Below are 15,484 nucleotides of genomic sequence, written 5' to 3' on the forward strand. Positions count from 1 at the left end.
TGGCCGATATGGCAGAGATCGATCCGGCGGTCTCCGAATCGGCCCTGCGCGCGGCGCGTGAGGTGCGCGTGGTGGTCGGCCGTCTGCGCCGGCGGTTCCGGGAGACCTACGACACGGAGGGGCTGACCCCGTCGCAGACGTCCGCCCTGAGCAGGCTGAGCAAGGGCGGGCCGGCGTCGGCGAGCGACCTCGCCGCGGCCGAGCGCGTCCGGCCGCAGTCGATGGCCGCCACGCTGGCGGTCCTTGAGGAGCGCGGTCTGATCCAGCGCAGGCGCGACCCCGGCGACGGCCGCCGGCAACTGCTGTCGGTGAGCGAGACCGGGCAGGCGTATCTGGAGGACAAGCGGCGCGCGGGCGAGGAGTGGCTGGCCCGGGCCCTGGAGGACCGCTACACCGAGGACGAGCGACAGACCGTCATCGAGGCGCTGGCCCTGCTCGACCGGCTCGCGCACCCGTGACGGCGGGGGCGGAACGCACCGGGCGCGCCGGCGCCGGGAGCGAGGCGGGGGAGGCCTTCGACCGGAGGCTGCTCGCCCCGATGATCCTCGGGGCGGTGCTCAATCCGATCAACTCGTCGATCGTCTCGGTCGCGCTGGTGCCGATCGGCGCCGCGTTCGGGGCGCCGCCGTCCCAGACGGCCTGGCTGGTCTCCGCGCTGTACCTCGCGACCTCGATCGGGCAGCCGGTGGTCGGACGGCTGATCGACCTGTACGGGCCGCGGCGGCTGTTCCTCGCCGGCACGGCCCTGGTGGGGATCGCGGGGCTGGTCGGTCTTCTCGCCCCGGACCTGGCCGTGCTCGTCGTCGCGCGGGTGCTGCTGGGCTTCGGGACCTGTGCGGGTTACCCGGCGGCGATGTACCTCATCCGCAGCGAGGCCGCCCGTACCGGGAGGGGCAGCCCCGCCGGCGTGCTGACGGTGATCGCGGTCAGCACCCAGACCGTCGCCGTCGTCGGCCCCACCCTCGGCGGACTGCTGATCGCGGCCGGGGGGTGGCGGACGACCTTCGCCGTCAACATCCCGCTCGCCGCGGCCGGCCTGATCATCGGCTTCCTGCGTGTGCCCGGGACGCCCCTGCCCGAGCGGGCCGCGCGGGAACGGCCGGCGACGCGGCTGGACCTGCCGGGCATGGCCCTGTTCGCCGTGACGCTGGTCGCACTGCTGCTGTTCCTGATGAGACCCGGAGCCGGCCACTGGTACCTCCCGGCGCTCGCCGCCATGGCGGCGGCCGGTTTCGCGCTGCGCGAGTCCCGCGCGGCCGAGCCGTTCATCGACCTGGGCGTCCTCGCGGGCAACGTGCCCCTCCTGCTGACCTACGCCCGTACGCTCCTCGCCTACGTCGTGTCGTACTCCTTCCTGTACGGCTACACGCAGTGGCTGGAGGAGGGACGCGGGCTTTCCGCCTCGCAGACCGGGCTCGCGCAGTTGCCGCTGTTCCTGACCGGAATCCTGGTCTCCTCCCTGACCGGGCGGCACAAGGACATCCGCGGCAAGCTCCTCGTCGGATCGATCGGGCAGATCATGGCCTGTGCCATGCTCCTGCTGCTGCACCGGGGCAGCGCCGTGCGGCTGCTCGTCGCCGTCGCGATCGTCTGCGGCGTCCCCCAGGGGCTGAACAGTCTCGCCCTGCAGAACTCGGTGTACCACCAGGCCGACCCGGCGCGGATCGGCTCGTCCGCCGGTCTGCTGCGGACCTTCACCTACCTCGGCGCGATGGTCTCCTCCGCGGCCTCCGGCGTCTTCTTCTCCCGCCGCGCCGACACGGGCGGCCTGCACCACCTGGCCTGGTTCATGCTCGCCGCCGGGGCGGTGTTCCTGGCGGTGACCGTGACCGACCGCTCACTGCGCCGGATCGGCGGGGACACCGGCGGAACCTCCCCACGGCCCGGAACGACCCGGGCCCGACCACCTGAGGAACGGAACGAATGACGGAGAACACCGCCCTGCTCGTCATGGACGTCCAGCAGGGGATCATGAACCGCGTCACGGACCCCGGCTACCTGCCGCGCGTGGTCCGCGCGATCGACGCGGCCCGTAGGGCCGGCATCCCCGTGCTGTACGTCGTGGTGGGCTTCCGGCCCGGCCACCCGGAGACGACCAGGCGGAACAGGACGTTCGGGGCCCTGCCCGCGGGCGTCTTCACGCCCGAGGACCCCGGCGCGGCCGTCCACCCGGACGTCGAGCCGCGGCCGGGGGACATCTTGATCACCAAGAGGCGGATCAGCGCCTTCGCGGGCAGCGACCTTGAACTGGTCCTGCGGGCGCGGGGGATCGACCACCTCGTCCTGGCCGGTGTCGCCACCAGCGGCGTCGTCCTGTCCACCCTGCGCCAGGCCGCCGACCTCGACTACCGCCTCACCGTCCTCACGGACGGCTGCTACGACCCCGACCCTGAGGTCCACCGGGTCCTCACCGAGAAGGTGTTCCCCCGGCAGGCGGACGTGGTCACCGTCGAGAAGTGGGCGTCGGCCCCGGCATGACGCCGCCGAGACCGCCGGCCGTATGCGGGACGCGACCGGCGGCCGCCTCCCGCTGCGCGTCGAGGAACTCCGAGAGGACACCGGTGAACAGGGCGGGGTCCTCGAACGGCAGGCCGTGCCCGCCGGGCACCTCGGTCAGCCGCGCGCCGGGGATCAGCCGGGCCAGCTCCCGCTGGTGGTGCGGAGGCACGATGCGATCCTCGGTGCTGGAGACGATGAGCGCCGGCGCCGTGATCCGGGGCAGCAGCGCGGTGATGTCCACGGAGATGTTGCACTCGCTCTGCCGGATGAACCCTTCCTCCATCCCGGCGAGAGCGGCGGTGAACCCGGCGGCCGCGGCACGGAAGTCCTCTTCGCTCCGGCCGCGGAGGGTGGCGCCGCTCATGGCGGTCACCTGGAGCAACCGGGCGAGCAGTTCGCCGTCGATCCGGGCGAGCCGGATCCACAGGTCCATCTGGAACGCCATCCACGGATCGGTCTTCGCCCAGCCGGCGTGCGCGGCGAGTGACAGCACCCGGTCCGGCCGGGTACCGGCGACGGCGGCCGCGACGACCGCGCCGAGCGAGTGGCCCGCCAGGTGGAACCGGTCGAGTCCCGCGTGGTCAGACGCGGCGTGACCTCGGCGCCGCGTTGATCTCGTATACTGAGACATACCGTCCAGGGATTTGACGCCAGCCGGGAAACCCACCATGGTTGACACCATGAACCGCAACCTGATTCTCGTACTTGGTCGGCGCGCAAGCTGACCGAGTAGATCGCTTGCGCGCTCCCCTCGACCGCCGTCCGGCGCGAGGGGTTTTTTGTTGGCCATAACCCCGGCCCCGCGCACCGTGTCCCGGACGGCACCGCCCGCCCGGCACGCTCAGGGGCAGAGCCCAGCGCTCAAGACCACAAGGATGAAGCAGATGACCGAACGGATGACCGGATCCCAGGCGCTCATCAGAGCCCTGGAGGAGGTCGGCGTCGACACCGTCTTCGGGATCCCCGGCGGGGCCATTCTCCCCGCGTACGACCCCCTCTTCGACTCGCAGAAGATCCGCCACATCCTTGTACGGCACGAGCAGGGCGCCGGCCACGCGGCTCAGGGGTACGCCCAGGCGACCGGCAGGGTGGGCGTGTGCATGGCGACCAGCGGTCCCGGGGCGACGAACCTCGTGACGCCGATCGCCGACGCGTACATGGACTCGGTGCCGATCGTCGCGATCACCGGCCAGGTCGCGAGTGGCGCGATCGGCACGGACGCCTTCCAGGAGGCGGACATCTCCGGCATCACGATGCCGATCACCAAGCACAACTTCCTGGTCACCGACCCGTCCGAGATCGGCCGGACGATCGCCGAGGCGTTCCACATCGCCTCGACCGGCCGCCCGGGCCCCGTCCTCGTCGACATCTCCAAAGACGCGCTGCAGAACGAGACCGACTTCATCTGGCCGCAGCCGATGCAGCTGCCCGGCTACCGGCCGGTGACGCGGCCGCACGCCAAGCAGGTGCGCGAGGCCGCCCGCCTGCTCGTCGAGGCCAAGCGGCCGGTCCTGTACGTCGGCGGGGGAGTGCTCAAGGCCCACGCCGCCGGCGAGCTGCGCGCCCTCGCCGAGCTGACCGGCGCCCCGGTCGTGACCACGCTGATGGCCAAGGGCGCGCTGCCCGACAGCCACCCGCTGCACATGGGTATGCCCGGCATGCACGGCAGCGTCGGCGCGGTCGGCGCGCTGCAGCGCGCCGACCTGCTGATCGCGCTGGGCGCGCGGTTCGACGACCGGGTCACCGGCCGCCTGGACAGCTTCGCCACCGGCGCGAAGATCGTGCACGCCGACATCGACCCGGCCGAGATCTCCAAGAATCGCCACGCCGACGTGCCGATCGTCGGTGACGCCCGCGACGTCCTCACCGACCTGGTCAACGCCGTGCGCGCCGAGCACGCGGCGGGCCGCAAGGGCGACTACGAGGACTGGTGGCGCCAGCTGAACGCCTGGCGCGAGACGTACCCGCTGGGCTATGACCAGCCGGAGGACGGCAGCCTGGCCCCGCAGTACGCCATCGAGCGCATCGGCAAGGTCGTCGGCCCGGACGCGCTGTACGTCGCCGGGGTCGGCCAGCACCAGATGTGGACCGCGCAGTTCATCGGCTACGAGAACCCCGGGTCGTTCATCAACTCCGGCGGGCTCGGCACGATGGGCTTCGCCGTGCCGGCCGCGATGGGCGCCAAGCGGGGCCGTCCCGACACCCCGGTCTGGGCGATCGACGGCGACGGCTGCTTCCAGATGACCAACCAGGAGCTGGCCACCTGCGCCATCGAGGGCATCCCGATCAAGGTCGCCGTCATCAACAACGGCAACCTCGGCATGGTCCGCCAGTGGCAGACCCTGTTCTACGACGGGCGCTACTCCAACACCGACCTGCAGTCCCGCCGGATCCCCGACTTCGTCAAGCTCGCGGAGGCGTACGGCTGCGTCGGGCTGCGCTGCGACAACGCCGACGACGTGGACGCCACGATCGCCAAGGCCATGGAGATCAACGACGTCCCGGTCGTGATCGACTTCGTGGTCCACCAGGACGCGATGGTCTGGCCGATGGTGGCGGCCGGCACCGGCAACGACGAGATCAAGATCGCCAGGGACATGGCGCCCGACTGGGAGAACGGTGACTGACTGACATGAGCAGGCACACGCTGTCAGTGCTGGTCGAGAACAAGCCCGGCATCCTCGCCCGGGTCGCCTCGCTGTTCTCCCGGCGCGGATTCAACATCGACTCCCTCGCCGTCGGCACGACCGAGCATCCGGACATCTCCCGGATGACGATCGTCGTCAACGTTGAGGAGCTCCCGCTGGAGCAGGTGACCAAGCAGCTGAACAAGCTGGTCAACGTCATCAAGATCGTGGAGCTGGACCCCTCGGCGTCAGTGCAGCGCGAGCTGGTGCTGATCAAAGTCCGGGCCGACGCCGAGACCCGGTCGCAGGTCCTGGAGACCGTCCAGCTCTTCCGCGCCAAGGTCGTCGACGTGGCCACGGACGCGGTCACGGTCGAGGCCACCGGCAGCCGGGACAAACTGGAGGCCCTGATACGGGTCCTGGAGCCGTTCGGTATCAAGGAACTGGTGCAGTCGGGCATGGTGGCCATCGGCCGTGGCGCCCGCTCCATCACCGACCGCTCGTTGCGCGCCATCGAGCGCAGCGCGTGAGATCTAGAGAGGCAAGATCAAGTGGCTGAGATCTTCTACGACAACGACGCCGACCTGAGCGTCATCCAGGGCCGCCACGTCGCGGTGCTCGGATACGGCAGCCAGGGGCACGCGCACGCGCTCTCGCTCCGTGACTCCGGGGTCGACGTCCGCGTCGGCCTGCCGAAGGACTCCAAGAGCCGGGAGAAGGCCGAGAACGACGGCCTGCGCGTCGTCACGCCGGAGGAGGCCTGTGAGGAGGCCGACCTCACGATGGTGCTGATCCCGGACCACCTGCAGCGGCAGGTGTACGCCGACGCGATCGCGCCGTCGCTCGTCGAGGGCGACGCCCTGTTCTTCGGGCACGGCCTCAACATCCGCTACGGCCTCATCGAGCCGCCGGAGGGCGTCGACGTGGCCATGGTCGCGCCGAAGGGCCCGGGCCACCTCGTGCGCCGCCAGTACACCGAGGGCCGCGGCGTGCCGGTGCTCGTCGCCGTCGAGCGCGACGCCAGCGGCAACGCCTGGCCGCTCACCCTCTCGTACGCGAAGGCCATCGGCGGCACCCGGCCGGGCGCCCTGAAGACGACCTTCAAGGAGGAGACCGAGACCGACCTGTTCGGCGAGCAGGCCGTGCTGTGCGGCGGCGTGTCCGAGCTCATCAAGGCGGGCTTCCAGACCCTCGTCGACGCCGGCTACCAGCCCGAGGCCGCCTACTTCGAGTGCTTGCACGAGATGAAGCTCATCGTCGACCTCATGTACGAGGGCGGCCTGTCGAAGATGCGCTGGTCGATCTCTGACACCGCGGAGTTCGGCGACTACACCCGCGGCCCGCGCATCATCACCGACGAGACCCGCGAGGAGATGCGCAAGATCCTCAAGGAGATCCAGGACGGCACCTTCACCAAGGAGCTCGTCGAGGAGTTCGACGCCGGCCGGCCGAACTTCCTCAAGCGCCGCGAGGAGGAGCAGAACTCCCCGATCGAGCAGACCGGCGCCAAGCTCCGCCCGATGATGTCCTGGCTGCAGGACTGACCCTGCAGGACTGACCCTGCGGGACTGACCTGCGGGACCGACCTGCGGGACCGAGTGAACCTCGCCCCGGCGTGTGCGACCGCACCGCCGGGGCGACGTCGTCCGGGGGCCCGAAAGTCGGCAACCGCCGGGACCGCGAGTCTGGTTGATAGCACTTTGTAAGTCAGTGCGGCGAATGCCGGTTCGGGACGCGCCTCAACTTGATTTCGGCGCGGACCGGCGGCGGGAAGGAGGATACTTACGGCGGTAAATGCGTCCCGGCACCTGCGCACCGCGCGGGCGGTCAACAACTTCCGGCTGCTGTACGTCGAGGAGCTCCGCGACCACTTCAGCCAGGTCGGCTGGGCCCCGAACCTGCCGGTCGACCCCGCCTACCCCGAGGCGTTCGCGCCGACCTCCAGCTCCGGCCTCACCGCCATCGGGCTCGCGGTCGTCGAGGCGGCGTACATCTCGATCGGCCTGCTCGGGCTGTCGGGCGCGCGGCCGACCCCGATCATCGTGACCGTCTGGACCGCCCTCACGGCCACGCTCCTCTTCCTGATCTACCACGCCCGTCTCGGCGCGGCCCGCCGGCGGCAGGGCCCGGCCAACCCGTACGGCTTCCCGTCCGTGGAGTCCTGAGGTGGAACGCTGGAGCACCTGCGGGGAGGCGTGGATCGGCCTGATGCGGCACGTCTGGACGACGGGCGTGGCGGGCCTGGACGACCGGGGTCCGGTCATCGAGGCCCCGCCGCGGCTGTTCGAGATGACGACGCTCGGCTGGGACGACCCGATCGTCCGCGCGTACGGCGACACCGAGGCCGTCGCGCGGTACACCGCCAAGTTCACCCGGACGGACGTCGTGCCGCCGTTCAAGTACAGCTACGGGGCGCGGCTCCGTGACCTGTCCGGCGTCGACCAGCTCGCGTGGGTGATCGAACTGCTGCGGGCCCGTCCGTGGACGAAGAGCGGATGGATCTCCCTGACGGTCCCCGGTGAGCGGCAGGACGCCGTGCCGTGCCTGGCCGCCCTGGCGTTCCGCGTACGGTCCTCGCGCCTGTCGATGACCGCGACGTTCCGTTCGCAGAACGCCTTCACGAGCTATCTGAACTATCTTCCGCTGCGCTCGGTGCAGCTGGAGGTCGCCGGGGCGGTCGGCCTCCCGGCGGGGACGATGCGGGTCTTCGTCGACGTGCCGCACGTCTACATCGCCGACACGGGCGCCGTCACCGCCGTCCTGGCCCGCGCCGCCATGCGCGGGGCCGCCTGAGCGACGCGGTCAGCGGCAGTCGTCCGGCGCGGGGTCGCCGTGGAAGCGCGCCCTGATCCAGGCGTTCAGGTCCGGCGCCGCCGAGGGTACGACGTTGTCGTACGCGTGCGGGCAGACCCGGGAGGCGATGACGCCGCCGCCGGGGCGGCGACCGGTTCGCTGCGGATGAGCGTGCCGGGCGTTCGCCGCGGCAGGAGAGCCGGCGGCCGGTGGAACGCCCAGGCCGGGCGGGGTGCGGGCTCGCCTCGCCCACGTCGGGATCCGTGTCGGAACCGGAGCATCCGGTGAGCAGGATCGTTCCGGCGGCCGCGACGGAGATCAACCGTTTCATGTGTCACGACGCTAGGAGCGGCGCGGACGCCGGCCCTCGTGCCGGTGGCCGATCAGTGCCTCACCCGTTCGACGACCCGGCCGACCGGCGGGCGGACCCCGGTCACGCCGAACCCGCACGACGCGGCGGACCGCACGCGGTGGCGCGACCCGCGCGGCCCGGCCGTCCCGTCGTCGAATGGACGATGCCCGGTTCGGCCCGTGGAAGGAGGACGGCGCGGCCAGGACTCCCTACGGTCGGTGTCATGCGGGTGATCCGATGTGAGGGACTGACCAAGCGGTACGGCGCCACCCTGGCGGTCGACCGACTGGACCTGACGGTCGGGGGCGGTCAGGTCTTCGGTTTCCTGGGGCCGAACGGCTCGGGCAAGACCACGACCATGCGCATGCTCCTCGGCCTCATCACGCCGACGGCCGGGCGGGCCTGGGTGAACGAGCGGCCGCTCCCGGATCCGGACGGCCTGGCCCGGGTCGGCGCGATGCTCGAGGAGCCGGCGTTCTACCCGTGGCTGACCGGACGGCGCGCCCTCGAGGTGCTCGCCCTGCACGGTCCGCCGCCGCGGCGCCGCGACGCGGTGGCGGCGGCCCTGGACCGGGTCGGCCTGTCCGCCGTGGCGGACCGGAGGGTGAAGGCGTACTCGCAGGGGATGCGGCAGCGGCTGGGGCTGGCGGCCGCGCTGCTGCGCGACCCGGCGCTGCTCGTGCTGGACGAACCGACGAACGGCATGGACCCGGCGGGCATCCGGGAGTTCCGGGCGCTGCTGCGCGCTCTCGCCGACGACGGCATGACCGTGTTCCTGTCCAGTCACCTGCTCGCCGAGGTCGAGCAGGTCTGCGATCGGGTCGCGGTGATGAACCGGGGGCGCCTGATCGAGGAGGGGCCGGTCGCCGGACTGTCCACCGTACGACGGCGGGTACGCGTCATTCTCGACGAGGCCGATCGGGATCGTGCCCGGGAGGTCCTGGCAGGGCGGCGGACCCGTACCGACGGCCCGGGGACGCTGCTCGTCGAGGAGGCCGACGGCCGTCAGGTCAACGAGGCGCTCGGCCGCGCCGGCCTGTGGGCCCGGGAGATCCTCGTCGAGCGTCCCGGCCTGGAAGAGGCGTTCCTGACCCTCACCCTCACCGAGGAGGACGGCCATGCGCCTGCTGCGCGCTGAGCTCCGCAAACTGAACCGGCCACTGCTGTACGGCGTGGCGTTCGCGGCGACGCTGTTCTGCGTCCTGCTGGCGGTGGGCGCCGCGTCCAATACCGCGAGCGACGTCGCCGGCGCCGGCCGCGTGCCCTCGTCGTGCGCCGAGCTGAGGATGCCGGAGGGATCGGCGTGCGAGGCCACCAAGGTGAGCGGCCGGGCGCGGGCGGCGCTCGACCGGGAGCGGGAGCTGCGGACCGCGAAGCGGACCGCGGCGCACCTCGGCCCGGCCGCCGGGGGCGCGGAGGCGGCCGGGCTCATGGCCTCGCTGCCCGGGGTGCTGGCCATCGCCCTCCTCGCCGGCGGCCACGTCGGCGGGGAATGGTCCGGGCGGACCCTGAAGACCGTGCTCACCCACTGCGGCCGCCGTGAGCGGGTGCTCGCGGCAAAGCTGGTGAGCCTGTGGCTGGCCGGGGCGGGCCTCATCGCGGCGTGCTGGGCGGCGCTCGCCGTCGCTGGCCCGATCCTCGTGCGGGCGTACGACCTGCCGTCCCCGCACGTCTCCGTGGCCGGCGAGCTTCGGCACTCGGCCGGGCAGTTCGGGCGGGCGCTGGCGGTCATCGCCGTGTTCGCCGTGATCGGGCTGCTCGCCGCCGTCGTCACGCGCGGATCCATCGGCACGATGGCGGCCACGGCCGGGATCTTCATCACGGTGCTGGCACTGGCCGGGCTGCCCGGTACCGGGCGCTGGACGCCCGCGACCTGGGTTCAGGAATGGATGGGCTTCGCGGCCGGGCTCGGGTCGATCACCAGGCTGCCGGACAACTTCTGGTCGCGGTTCATCCCCGCGACCGGCTCCCCGCCGGGGCCGTCGGCCGGCCTGATCGGCCTCGCGGCGACCTTCGTCGCCGGTGCGCTCCTGGCCGTCGCGCTGTTCCGCCGGTCCGACGTGAGCCAGTGAGATCGTAGAGCCATGCGCGAGTAGGAGGAATCGGAAATGTCGGCTGGGGACGTCACGTCACGCCGGGGGGAGGGGGACGGGTCGCCGGGTGGGGTCGTGACGTCCTCCCGGGGGGAGAGGGACGGGCTGCCGGGTGGGGTCGTGACGTCCAGCCAGGTCGACGTCGCCGTCGCGGCGGGGCTGTTCGCCTGGGGCGCGCCGGACGTCCCGTGGTGGTGGAAACCGGCCTCGCACGTTCCGGCGACGCCCGTGGTGCTCGGCTACCTGGGCCTGGAGCTGGCGATCTCCGTCCCGTTCCTCTGGCGGCGGCGCGTCCCGGTGCCCGTCCTGCTGATCGCGAGCGGTGGGCTCGCGGTCCGCGTGGCCCTGCACCAGCACGCGATCGCGGCCTTCGCCGCGGTGCTGGTCGCCGCGTACGGGCTGGGCGCGTACGGCGCGCAGACGCGGAGGTACGCGCGGTGGCTCGGGTGGATCGGCCTGATCGTCGCAGCGGTCATCGGCGTGACGATCAACCTGCACCGCGTCGCCGGGGTGCCGTTCGCGCTGCTCGGCGCGGCCTTCCTCGTCGGGGACGCGGCGACCGCGCGGCGAGCCGAGGCCGCCCTCGCCGTGGCGGCCGCGCACCTGACCGAGCGCACCCGGATCGCCCGTGAGCTGCACGACGTCCTCGTGCACCAGCTTTCGGCGATCACCGTCCAGGCCGGGGCCGCCCGTCTGACCGGCTCCGCCCCGGCCGAGGTGCTCGGCACGGTCGAGCGGCTCGCCCGTGAGGCGCTGAACGAGCTGAACCACCTGCTCGGCGCGCTGCGGCGGGACGACGAGGCGGGCACGCCCCGGCGCCCGGTCCCATCCCTGGCCGAGATCGACGCGCTGATCGGGGCGGCACACGACGCGGGTGTCCCGGCGGACCTGGAGGTGACCGGCAGGGCGCGGGAGCTCAGTCCCGGCCTGCAGCTGTCGGCGTACCGCATCGTCCAGGAGTCCCTTACGAACGTCGCCCGGCACGCGCCGGGAGCGGCGACCCGGGTGACACTGCGCTACCTCGACGACCGCCTCGCGGTCGAGATCGTCAACGGACCGCCGGGCCGCGGACGCCGCGGTGGCCGGTCGGCGACCGGCGGACGGGGGCTGCCGGGCATGCGCGAGCGCGCCGAGTCGCTGGGCGGGGAGTTGCGGGCCTCGGCCGCGGACGGGGGATTCCGGGTGACCGCCGCGTTTCCGTACGACGCGTGGAACGGCGGGTCATGACCACGAGCCCTCCGATCGGTGTGCTGATCGCCGATGACCAGGCCCTCGTGCGCGCGGGCCTCGTCGCGCTGGTGGGCGGGCAGCCGGACCTCACCGTGGTCGCCGAGGCGGCCGACGGCGCGGAGGCGGTGGCGCGCGCCCGCGAGGTCCGTCCGGACGTCATCCTGATGGACATCAGGATGCCCGTGCTCGACGGCCTGGCGGCGACCCGCCGGATCCTCACCGGATCGGCCGGCCCCGCGTCGCGCGTCGTCGTCCTGACCACCTACGACCTGGACGAGTACGTCTACGACGCGCTGTGCGCGGGGGCCTGCGGGTTCCTCCTGAAGCACGCGCCGCCGGAGGAACTGCTCCTAGGCGTCCGCGCCGCCGCCGGCGGTGACGCGCTGATCTCGCCGGCGGTGACCGGCCCGCTGATCGAGGCGTTCACCGGCCGGCGACGCGCCCGGGCCCGGCCGCCGGCGGCCGTGGCCCGGCTCACCGCCCGCGAACGGGAGGTCTTCGACCTGGTGGCGGAGGGGAGGACCAACACGGAGATCGCCCGGACGCTGTCCATCGCCGAGACGACCGTCAAGACGCACCTCGGCCGCGTCCTGGACAAGCTCGGCCTGCGCGACCGCGTGCACGCCGTGATGTACGCGTATGAGAACGCGCTCGTCCTCCCCGGCACCCGGCGGTGAGCGGGCGGGCGGTCAGCGCCGGACGACGTCGGCGTTCATGTCGGCGAGGAACTCCTCGCTCTCGGCGTCGGCCACGTGGGCGAACACCGGGACGTCGCTGGCCGGGAGCTTCTCCATCGTCGCCTGCAGCAGGTCGTTGGCCAGCTGCGGGTCGGCGTCCTCGGCGAGCACGACGTGCAGCATGATGCCCTCGACGCCGCTCGGCATCCGGACGTCGGAGATCCAGACCCGCTCGACCGCGGGGTACTCCGGCAGCCGCTCGGCGACGCCCTCCTTCAGCGGCCCGACCAGCTCGTGCTCGCTGGCGCGGAACGCGACCTCGACGTCCTCGTCGACGCCCATGCCCTGGGTGACGAGGAAGCCCTGGATGTCGCTGAACGGGATGAGAGCGGCGTCGTCGCTCTCCGGGTCGATCACCATCGCCTGGACCTCGCCGCTGCGGGCGATCTCCAGCAGCAGAGCCGCGTCGGCGTGCTGGAACTCCTCGCTCGCGGACTTCTCGCTGTACGCCTCCGGGCGCGTGAAGGCGGCCAGCGCGACGGACTCGTCCTCGAGCTGCCCCACCAGAACCGAGCCGTCGGGGTTCGTCACGATGAGGACCCCGCCGTCGACGAGCGCGCGCAGGATCTCCTCGGGTTCACCGCGCTGAGCGAGCACGTCGGCCAGCTTCGGGTTTCCATTAGCCATACGCCCGACACTAGTGCGTGGGCGATGCCCCATGGGCCGATCCTGGCCACCGGACCGGGTATTCGCCTCATCTCACTGGCGCGTTCACCCGCTGTTACTACCATCGTGTAGGGCGAGGTCACGCCGAGGGCGCTCGGGACGGACGCACGCCCCCACGCCGTGCAGCCACACGTAGGGGGTCCTCGTGAGCAGGCCTGTGGTCCTCATCGCCGAAGAGCTCTCACCCGCCGGTCTGGCACTCCTGGAACCGGACTTCGAGATCCGCCGCGTCGACGGCGCCGACCGCGAGGCGCTGGCCGCCGCGGTCGCCGGCGCCGATGCCCTGATCGTTCGCAGCGCCACCACGGTCGACGCGGCGGTGCTCGCCGCCGCGCCCCGGCTGCGCGTCGTCGCCCGCGCCGGAGTCGGCCTCGACAACGTCGACGTCGAGGCGGCGACCAGGGCCGGCGTCATGGTCGTGAACGCGCCGACCTCCAACATCGTGACCGCCGCCGAGCACGCGATCGCGCTGCTGCTGGCCACCGCGCGCAACATCCCGCAGGCCCACTCCGCGCTGAAGCGGGGCGAGTGGCGGCGCGCGGCGTACACCGGCGTCGAGCTGCAGGACAAGACGCTCGGCGTGCTCGGGCTCGGCCGCATCGGCGTGCTGGTCGCGCAGCGGCTCGCCGCGTTCGGCATGCGCGTGATCGCCTACGACCCGTACGTCCAGGCGGCCCGGGCCGCGCAGCTCGGCGCGCGGCTCGTCCCGCTCGACGAGCTGCTGCGCGACAGCGACTTCATCACCGTCCACCTGCCGAAGACCCCCGAGACGCTCGGCCTGATCGGCGACCGGGAGCTTCGGCTCGTCAAGCCGTCCGTACGGATCGTCAACGCCGCGCGCGGCGGCATCATCGACGAGGACGCCCTCGACCTCGCGCTGAAGGAGGGGCGGGTCGCGGGGGCGGGCATCGACGTGTTCCGCAGCGAACCGTGCACGGACAGCCCCCTCTTCCAGCACGACAGCGTGGCGGTCACGCCGCACCTCGGGGCGAGCACCCACGAGGCGCAGGAGAAGGCCGGCACCCAGGTGGCGCGGTCGGTGCGGCTGGCGCTCGCCGGCGAGTTCGTGCCGGACGCGGTCAACGTCCGCGGCGGCGTCGTCGCCGAAGAGGTCAAGCCGGCCCTGCCGCTGGCGGAGAAGCTCGGGCGGATCTTCACCGCGCTCGCCGGTGGCCTGCCCGTGCGCATCGAGGTCGAGGCCCGCGGGGAGATCACCGCCCACGACGTGAAGGTGCTGGAGCTGGCCGCGTTGAAGGGCGCGTTCACCGACGTCGTCGAGGAGGCGGTGACGTACGTCAACGCGCCTCTGCTGTCGCGCGCCCGCGGCGTCGAGGTGACGTTGACCACCAGCGAGGACAGCCCGGACTGGCGCAACCTCCTGACGGTCCGCGGCACGATGCCCGACGGCGCGGTCGTCTCGGTGTCCGGCACGCTGACCGGGCCGCGTCACATCGAGCGGATCGTCGAGGTGAACGGTTACGCCATGGAGATCGCGCCGGCGGCGCACATGGGCTTCTTCACCTACACCGACCGGCCCGGGATGGTCGGCGTGGTGGGCCGCCTGCTCGGCGAGGCGGGCGTCAACATCGCCGGCATGCAGGTGGGCCGGCATGAGAAGGGCGGCCGGGCGCTGATCGCGCTGACCGTCGACTCCGCGCTGGCGCCGGAGCTCGTCGATGCGATCGCGGAGGAGATCGGCGCCGAGCAGGGCCGTCGCGTCGACCTGTGAACGGAGATCCACCGTCAGGGGAGGGGGCGAAGAGTCTGCCGATGGCCGGGGATCGCCCGGGAACGTGTCTTGCGATGTGAGATTCCCGGCCGGGACGCGAGACAGGCCGGGAGGCAGCGGGTAGCGTCGAGAAGGTCATGCGGCGCTTCGTACTCATTCTTCGCTGCCGCGGCGGGGCCTGATCTAGGGCAGGCCGGCGACCCGCCGCGGAGTTCGCCGCTGGCCGTGAGTCCCGCTTGATCCGCTCGCCTGATGACGATCTTCACGGAGACGAATCCCATGGATGCTGACTTCGCCTGGGCCCCCGCCGACGACGCCGCCGAAGAGGCGGTCAGGGCCGTGCAGACCGCGCTGGACCGCCGCGACAACGGCGGCGCCGCCGGCCGTTAGAACGACCCCGACGCCGCCGGCGGCCGGACGGGTCTCGGCGCCGCGGGCCGTCAGGTGGCCTCGGCGCCACCCGTCAGGCGCGCGTCGACGCCGAGCGCGACCGCGCCGATCAGGGCGGCGTCGTCGACGAACCGCGCCGCCTCGACCGGCGGTGGGAAGGGCACGGCCCGGTCGACCACCGCGCGGACGGCGGGCAGGAACGCCTCGGTCATCCCGCCGCCCACGACGACGCGTTCGGGATCGAGGAAGGTCGTCAGGTTGGCGACCGCCATTCCGACCGTGGCGGCGGCGTCGTCGAGCAGGGCCGCCACGGCCGGTTCCTCGCGGCGGGCGAACAGCGCCTCGGCGGTGACCTGCTCGCCGAGGAG

At 72.5% G+C, this 15,484-nt stretch carries 18 protein-coding genes; 14 read left to right on the top strand and 4 right to left on the bottom strand.

Features of this window, described 5'->3' with window-relative positions:
- The first annotated feature begins 8 nt into the window (after nt 1-8).
- Genes NE235_RS24565 through NE235_RS24575 form a run of 3 tightly spaced genes read left to right on the top strand, consistent with a single transcriptional unit; the run spans nt 9 to nt 2,478 of the window.
- Complete coding sequence (locus NE235_RS24565) at nt 9-458, top strand: MarR family winged helix-turn-helix transcriptional regulator (RefSeq protein ID WP_252806919.1); 450 nt, start codon at nt 9-11, stop codon at nt 456-458.
- Nucleotides 455-1,927 (top strand): MFS transporter, encoded by a 1,473-nt coding sequence (locus NE235_RS24570; protein ID WP_252806921.1) that lies wholly within the window; start codon nt 455-457, stop codon nt 1,925-1,927. Before NE235_RS24565 ends, NE235_RS24570 begins: the two co-directional genes overlap by 4 nt.
- Nucleotides 1,924-2,478 carry a cysteine hydrolase family protein gene (locus NE235_RS24575; protein ID WP_252806923.1) on the top strand — a complete coding sequence of 185 codons (555 nt, stop codon included), beginning with the start codon at nt 1,924-1,926 and terminating at the stop codon, nt 2,476-2,478. The genes NE235_RS24570 and NE235_RS24575 overlap by 4 nt, the downstream gene beginning before the upstream one ends.
- Here NE235_RS24575 and NE235_RS24580 read toward each other — a convergent pair.
- Nucleotides 2,444-3,130 carry an alpha/beta fold hydrolase gene (locus tag NE235_RS24580; RefSeq protein ID WP_252806925.1) on the bottom strand — a complete coding sequence of 229 codons (687 nt, stop codon included), beginning with the start codon at nt 3,128-3,130 and terminating at the stop codon, nt 2,444-2,446. The two genes, NE235_RS24575 and NE235_RS24580, sit on opposite strands and share 35 nt — an antisense overlap.
- Before the next feature lie 178 nt (nt 3,131-3,308).
- Here NE235_RS24580 and NE235_RS24585 point away from each other — a divergent pair, with 178 nt between their 5' ends.
- The 3 genes from NE235_RS24585 to ilvC are packed head-to-tail and all read left to right on the top strand — an operon-like array spanning nt 3,309 to nt 6,670.
- The gene (locus NE235_RS24585) at nt 3,309-5,126 is read left to right on the top strand and encodes an acetolactate synthase large subunit (protein WP_308206146.1); all 1,818 of its coding nucleotides are present in this window, start codon (nt 3,309-3,311) and stop codon (nt 5,124-5,126) included.
- A gap of 5 nt (nt 5,127-5,131) precedes the next feature.
- The gene (ilvN, locus tag NE235_RS24590) at nt 5,132-5,656 is read left to right on the top strand and encodes an acetolactate synthase small subunit (RefSeq protein WP_252806929.1); all 525 of its coding nucleotides are present in this window, start codon (nt 5,132-5,134) and stop codon (nt 5,654-5,656) included.
- Between the two features lie 30 nt (nt 5,657-5,686).
- Nucleotides 5,687-6,670 carry a ketol-acid reductoisomerase gene (gene ilvC / locus NE235_RS24595; RefSeq protein ID WP_252777402.1) on the top strand — a complete coding sequence of 328 codons (984 nt, stop codon included), beginning with the start codon at nt 5,687-5,689 and terminating at the stop codon, nt 6,668-6,670.
- Nucleotides 6,671-7,041: 371 nt separating this feature from the next.
- Here ilvC and NE235_RS24600 read toward each other — a convergent pair whose 3' ends face one another.
- Entirely contained in the window at nt 7,042-7,191 is a 150-nt protein-coding gene (locus NE235_RS24600; protein ID WP_252806931.1) for a hypothetical protein, read from the bottom strand.
- Between NE235_RS24600 and NE235_RS37650 the strand changes: the two genes are divergently transcribed.
- From NE235_RS37650 to NE235_RS24625, 6 genes are all read left to right on the top strand, one after another.
- Nucleotides 7,169-7,291, top strand: coding sequence for a hypothetical protein (locus tag NE235_RS37650; RefSeq protein ID WP_289849136.1), 123 nt, complete (start codon nt 7,169-7,171; stop codon nt 7,289-7,291). The genes NE235_RS24600 and NE235_RS37650 overlap by 23 nt on opposite strands.
- 1 nt (nt 7,292) lies before the next feature.
- Nucleotides 7,293-7,919, top strand: a complete 627-nt coding sequence (locus tag NE235_RS24605; RefSeq protein ID WP_252806933.1) for a thymidylate synthase — start codon at nt 7,293-7,295, stop codon at nt 7,917-7,919.
- A 575-nt stretch (nt 7,920-8,494) separates the two neighbouring features.
- Nucleotides 8,495-9,409 carry an ABC transporter ATP-binding protein gene (locus NE235_RS24610; RefSeq protein ID WP_252806937.1) on the top strand — a complete coding sequence of 305 codons (915 nt, stop codon included), beginning with the start codon at nt 8,495-8,497 and terminating at the stop codon, nt 9,407-9,409.
- Complete coding sequence (locus tag NE235_RS24615; RefSeq protein ID WP_252806939.1) at nt 9,390-10,343, top strand: ABC transporter permease subunit; 954 nt, start codon at nt 9,390-9,392, stop codon at nt 10,341-10,343. The genes NE235_RS24610 and NE235_RS24615 overlap by 20 nt, the downstream gene beginning before the upstream one ends.
- 141 nt (nt 10,344-10,484) lie before the next feature.
- The gene (locus NE235_RS24620; RefSeq protein ID WP_252806941.1) at nt 10,485-11,591 is read left to right on the top strand and encodes a sensor histidine kinase; all 1,107 of its coding nucleotides are present in this window, start codon (nt 10,485-10,487) and stop codon (nt 11,589-11,591) included.
- Nucleotides 11,588-12,271, top strand: a complete 684-nt coding sequence (locus NE235_RS24625) for a response regulator (protein ID WP_252806943.1) — start codon at nt 11,588-11,590, stop codon at nt 12,269-12,271. The genes NE235_RS24620 and NE235_RS24625 overlap by 4 nt, the downstream gene beginning before the upstream one ends.
- Nucleotides 12,272-12,283: 12 nt before the next feature.
- Here NE235_RS24625 and NE235_RS24630 read toward each other — a convergent pair whose 3' ends face one another.
- Nucleotides 12,284-12,958, bottom strand: coding sequence for an SseB family protein (locus NE235_RS24630; RefSeq protein ID WP_252806945.1), 675 nt, complete (start codon nt 12,956-12,958; stop codon nt 12,284-12,286).
- 184 nt (nt 12,959-13,142) lie between these two features.
- Between NE235_RS24630 and serA the strand changes: the two genes are divergently transcribed.
- Nucleotides 13,143-14,726, top strand: coding sequence for a phosphoglycerate dehydrogenase (gene serA / locus NE235_RS24635; RefSeq protein ID WP_252806947.1), 1,584 nt, complete (start codon nt 13,143-13,145; stop codon nt 14,724-14,726).
- Between the two features lie 252 nt (nt 14,727-14,978).
- Nucleotides 14,979-15,116, top strand: coding sequence for a hypothetical protein (locus tag NE235_RS24640; protein ID WP_252806949.1), 138 nt, complete (start codon nt 14,979-14,981; stop codon nt 15,114-15,116).
- A gap of 50 nt (nt 15,117-15,166) precedes the next feature.
- Here the strand turns inward: NE235_RS24640 and NE235_RS24645 are convergent.
- A partial coding sequence (locus tag NE235_RS24645; RefSeq protein WP_252806951.1) for an ROK family protein occupies nt 15,167-15,484 on the bottom strand: 318 nt, incomplete at its 5' end.

Origin of the sequence: Actinoallomurus spadix (assembly GCF_024055725.1) — a bacterium.
GTDB classification, from domain to species: domain Bacteria; phylum Actinomycetota; class Actinomycetes; order Streptosporangiales; family Streptosporangiaceae; genus Actinoallomurus; species Actinoallomurus spadix.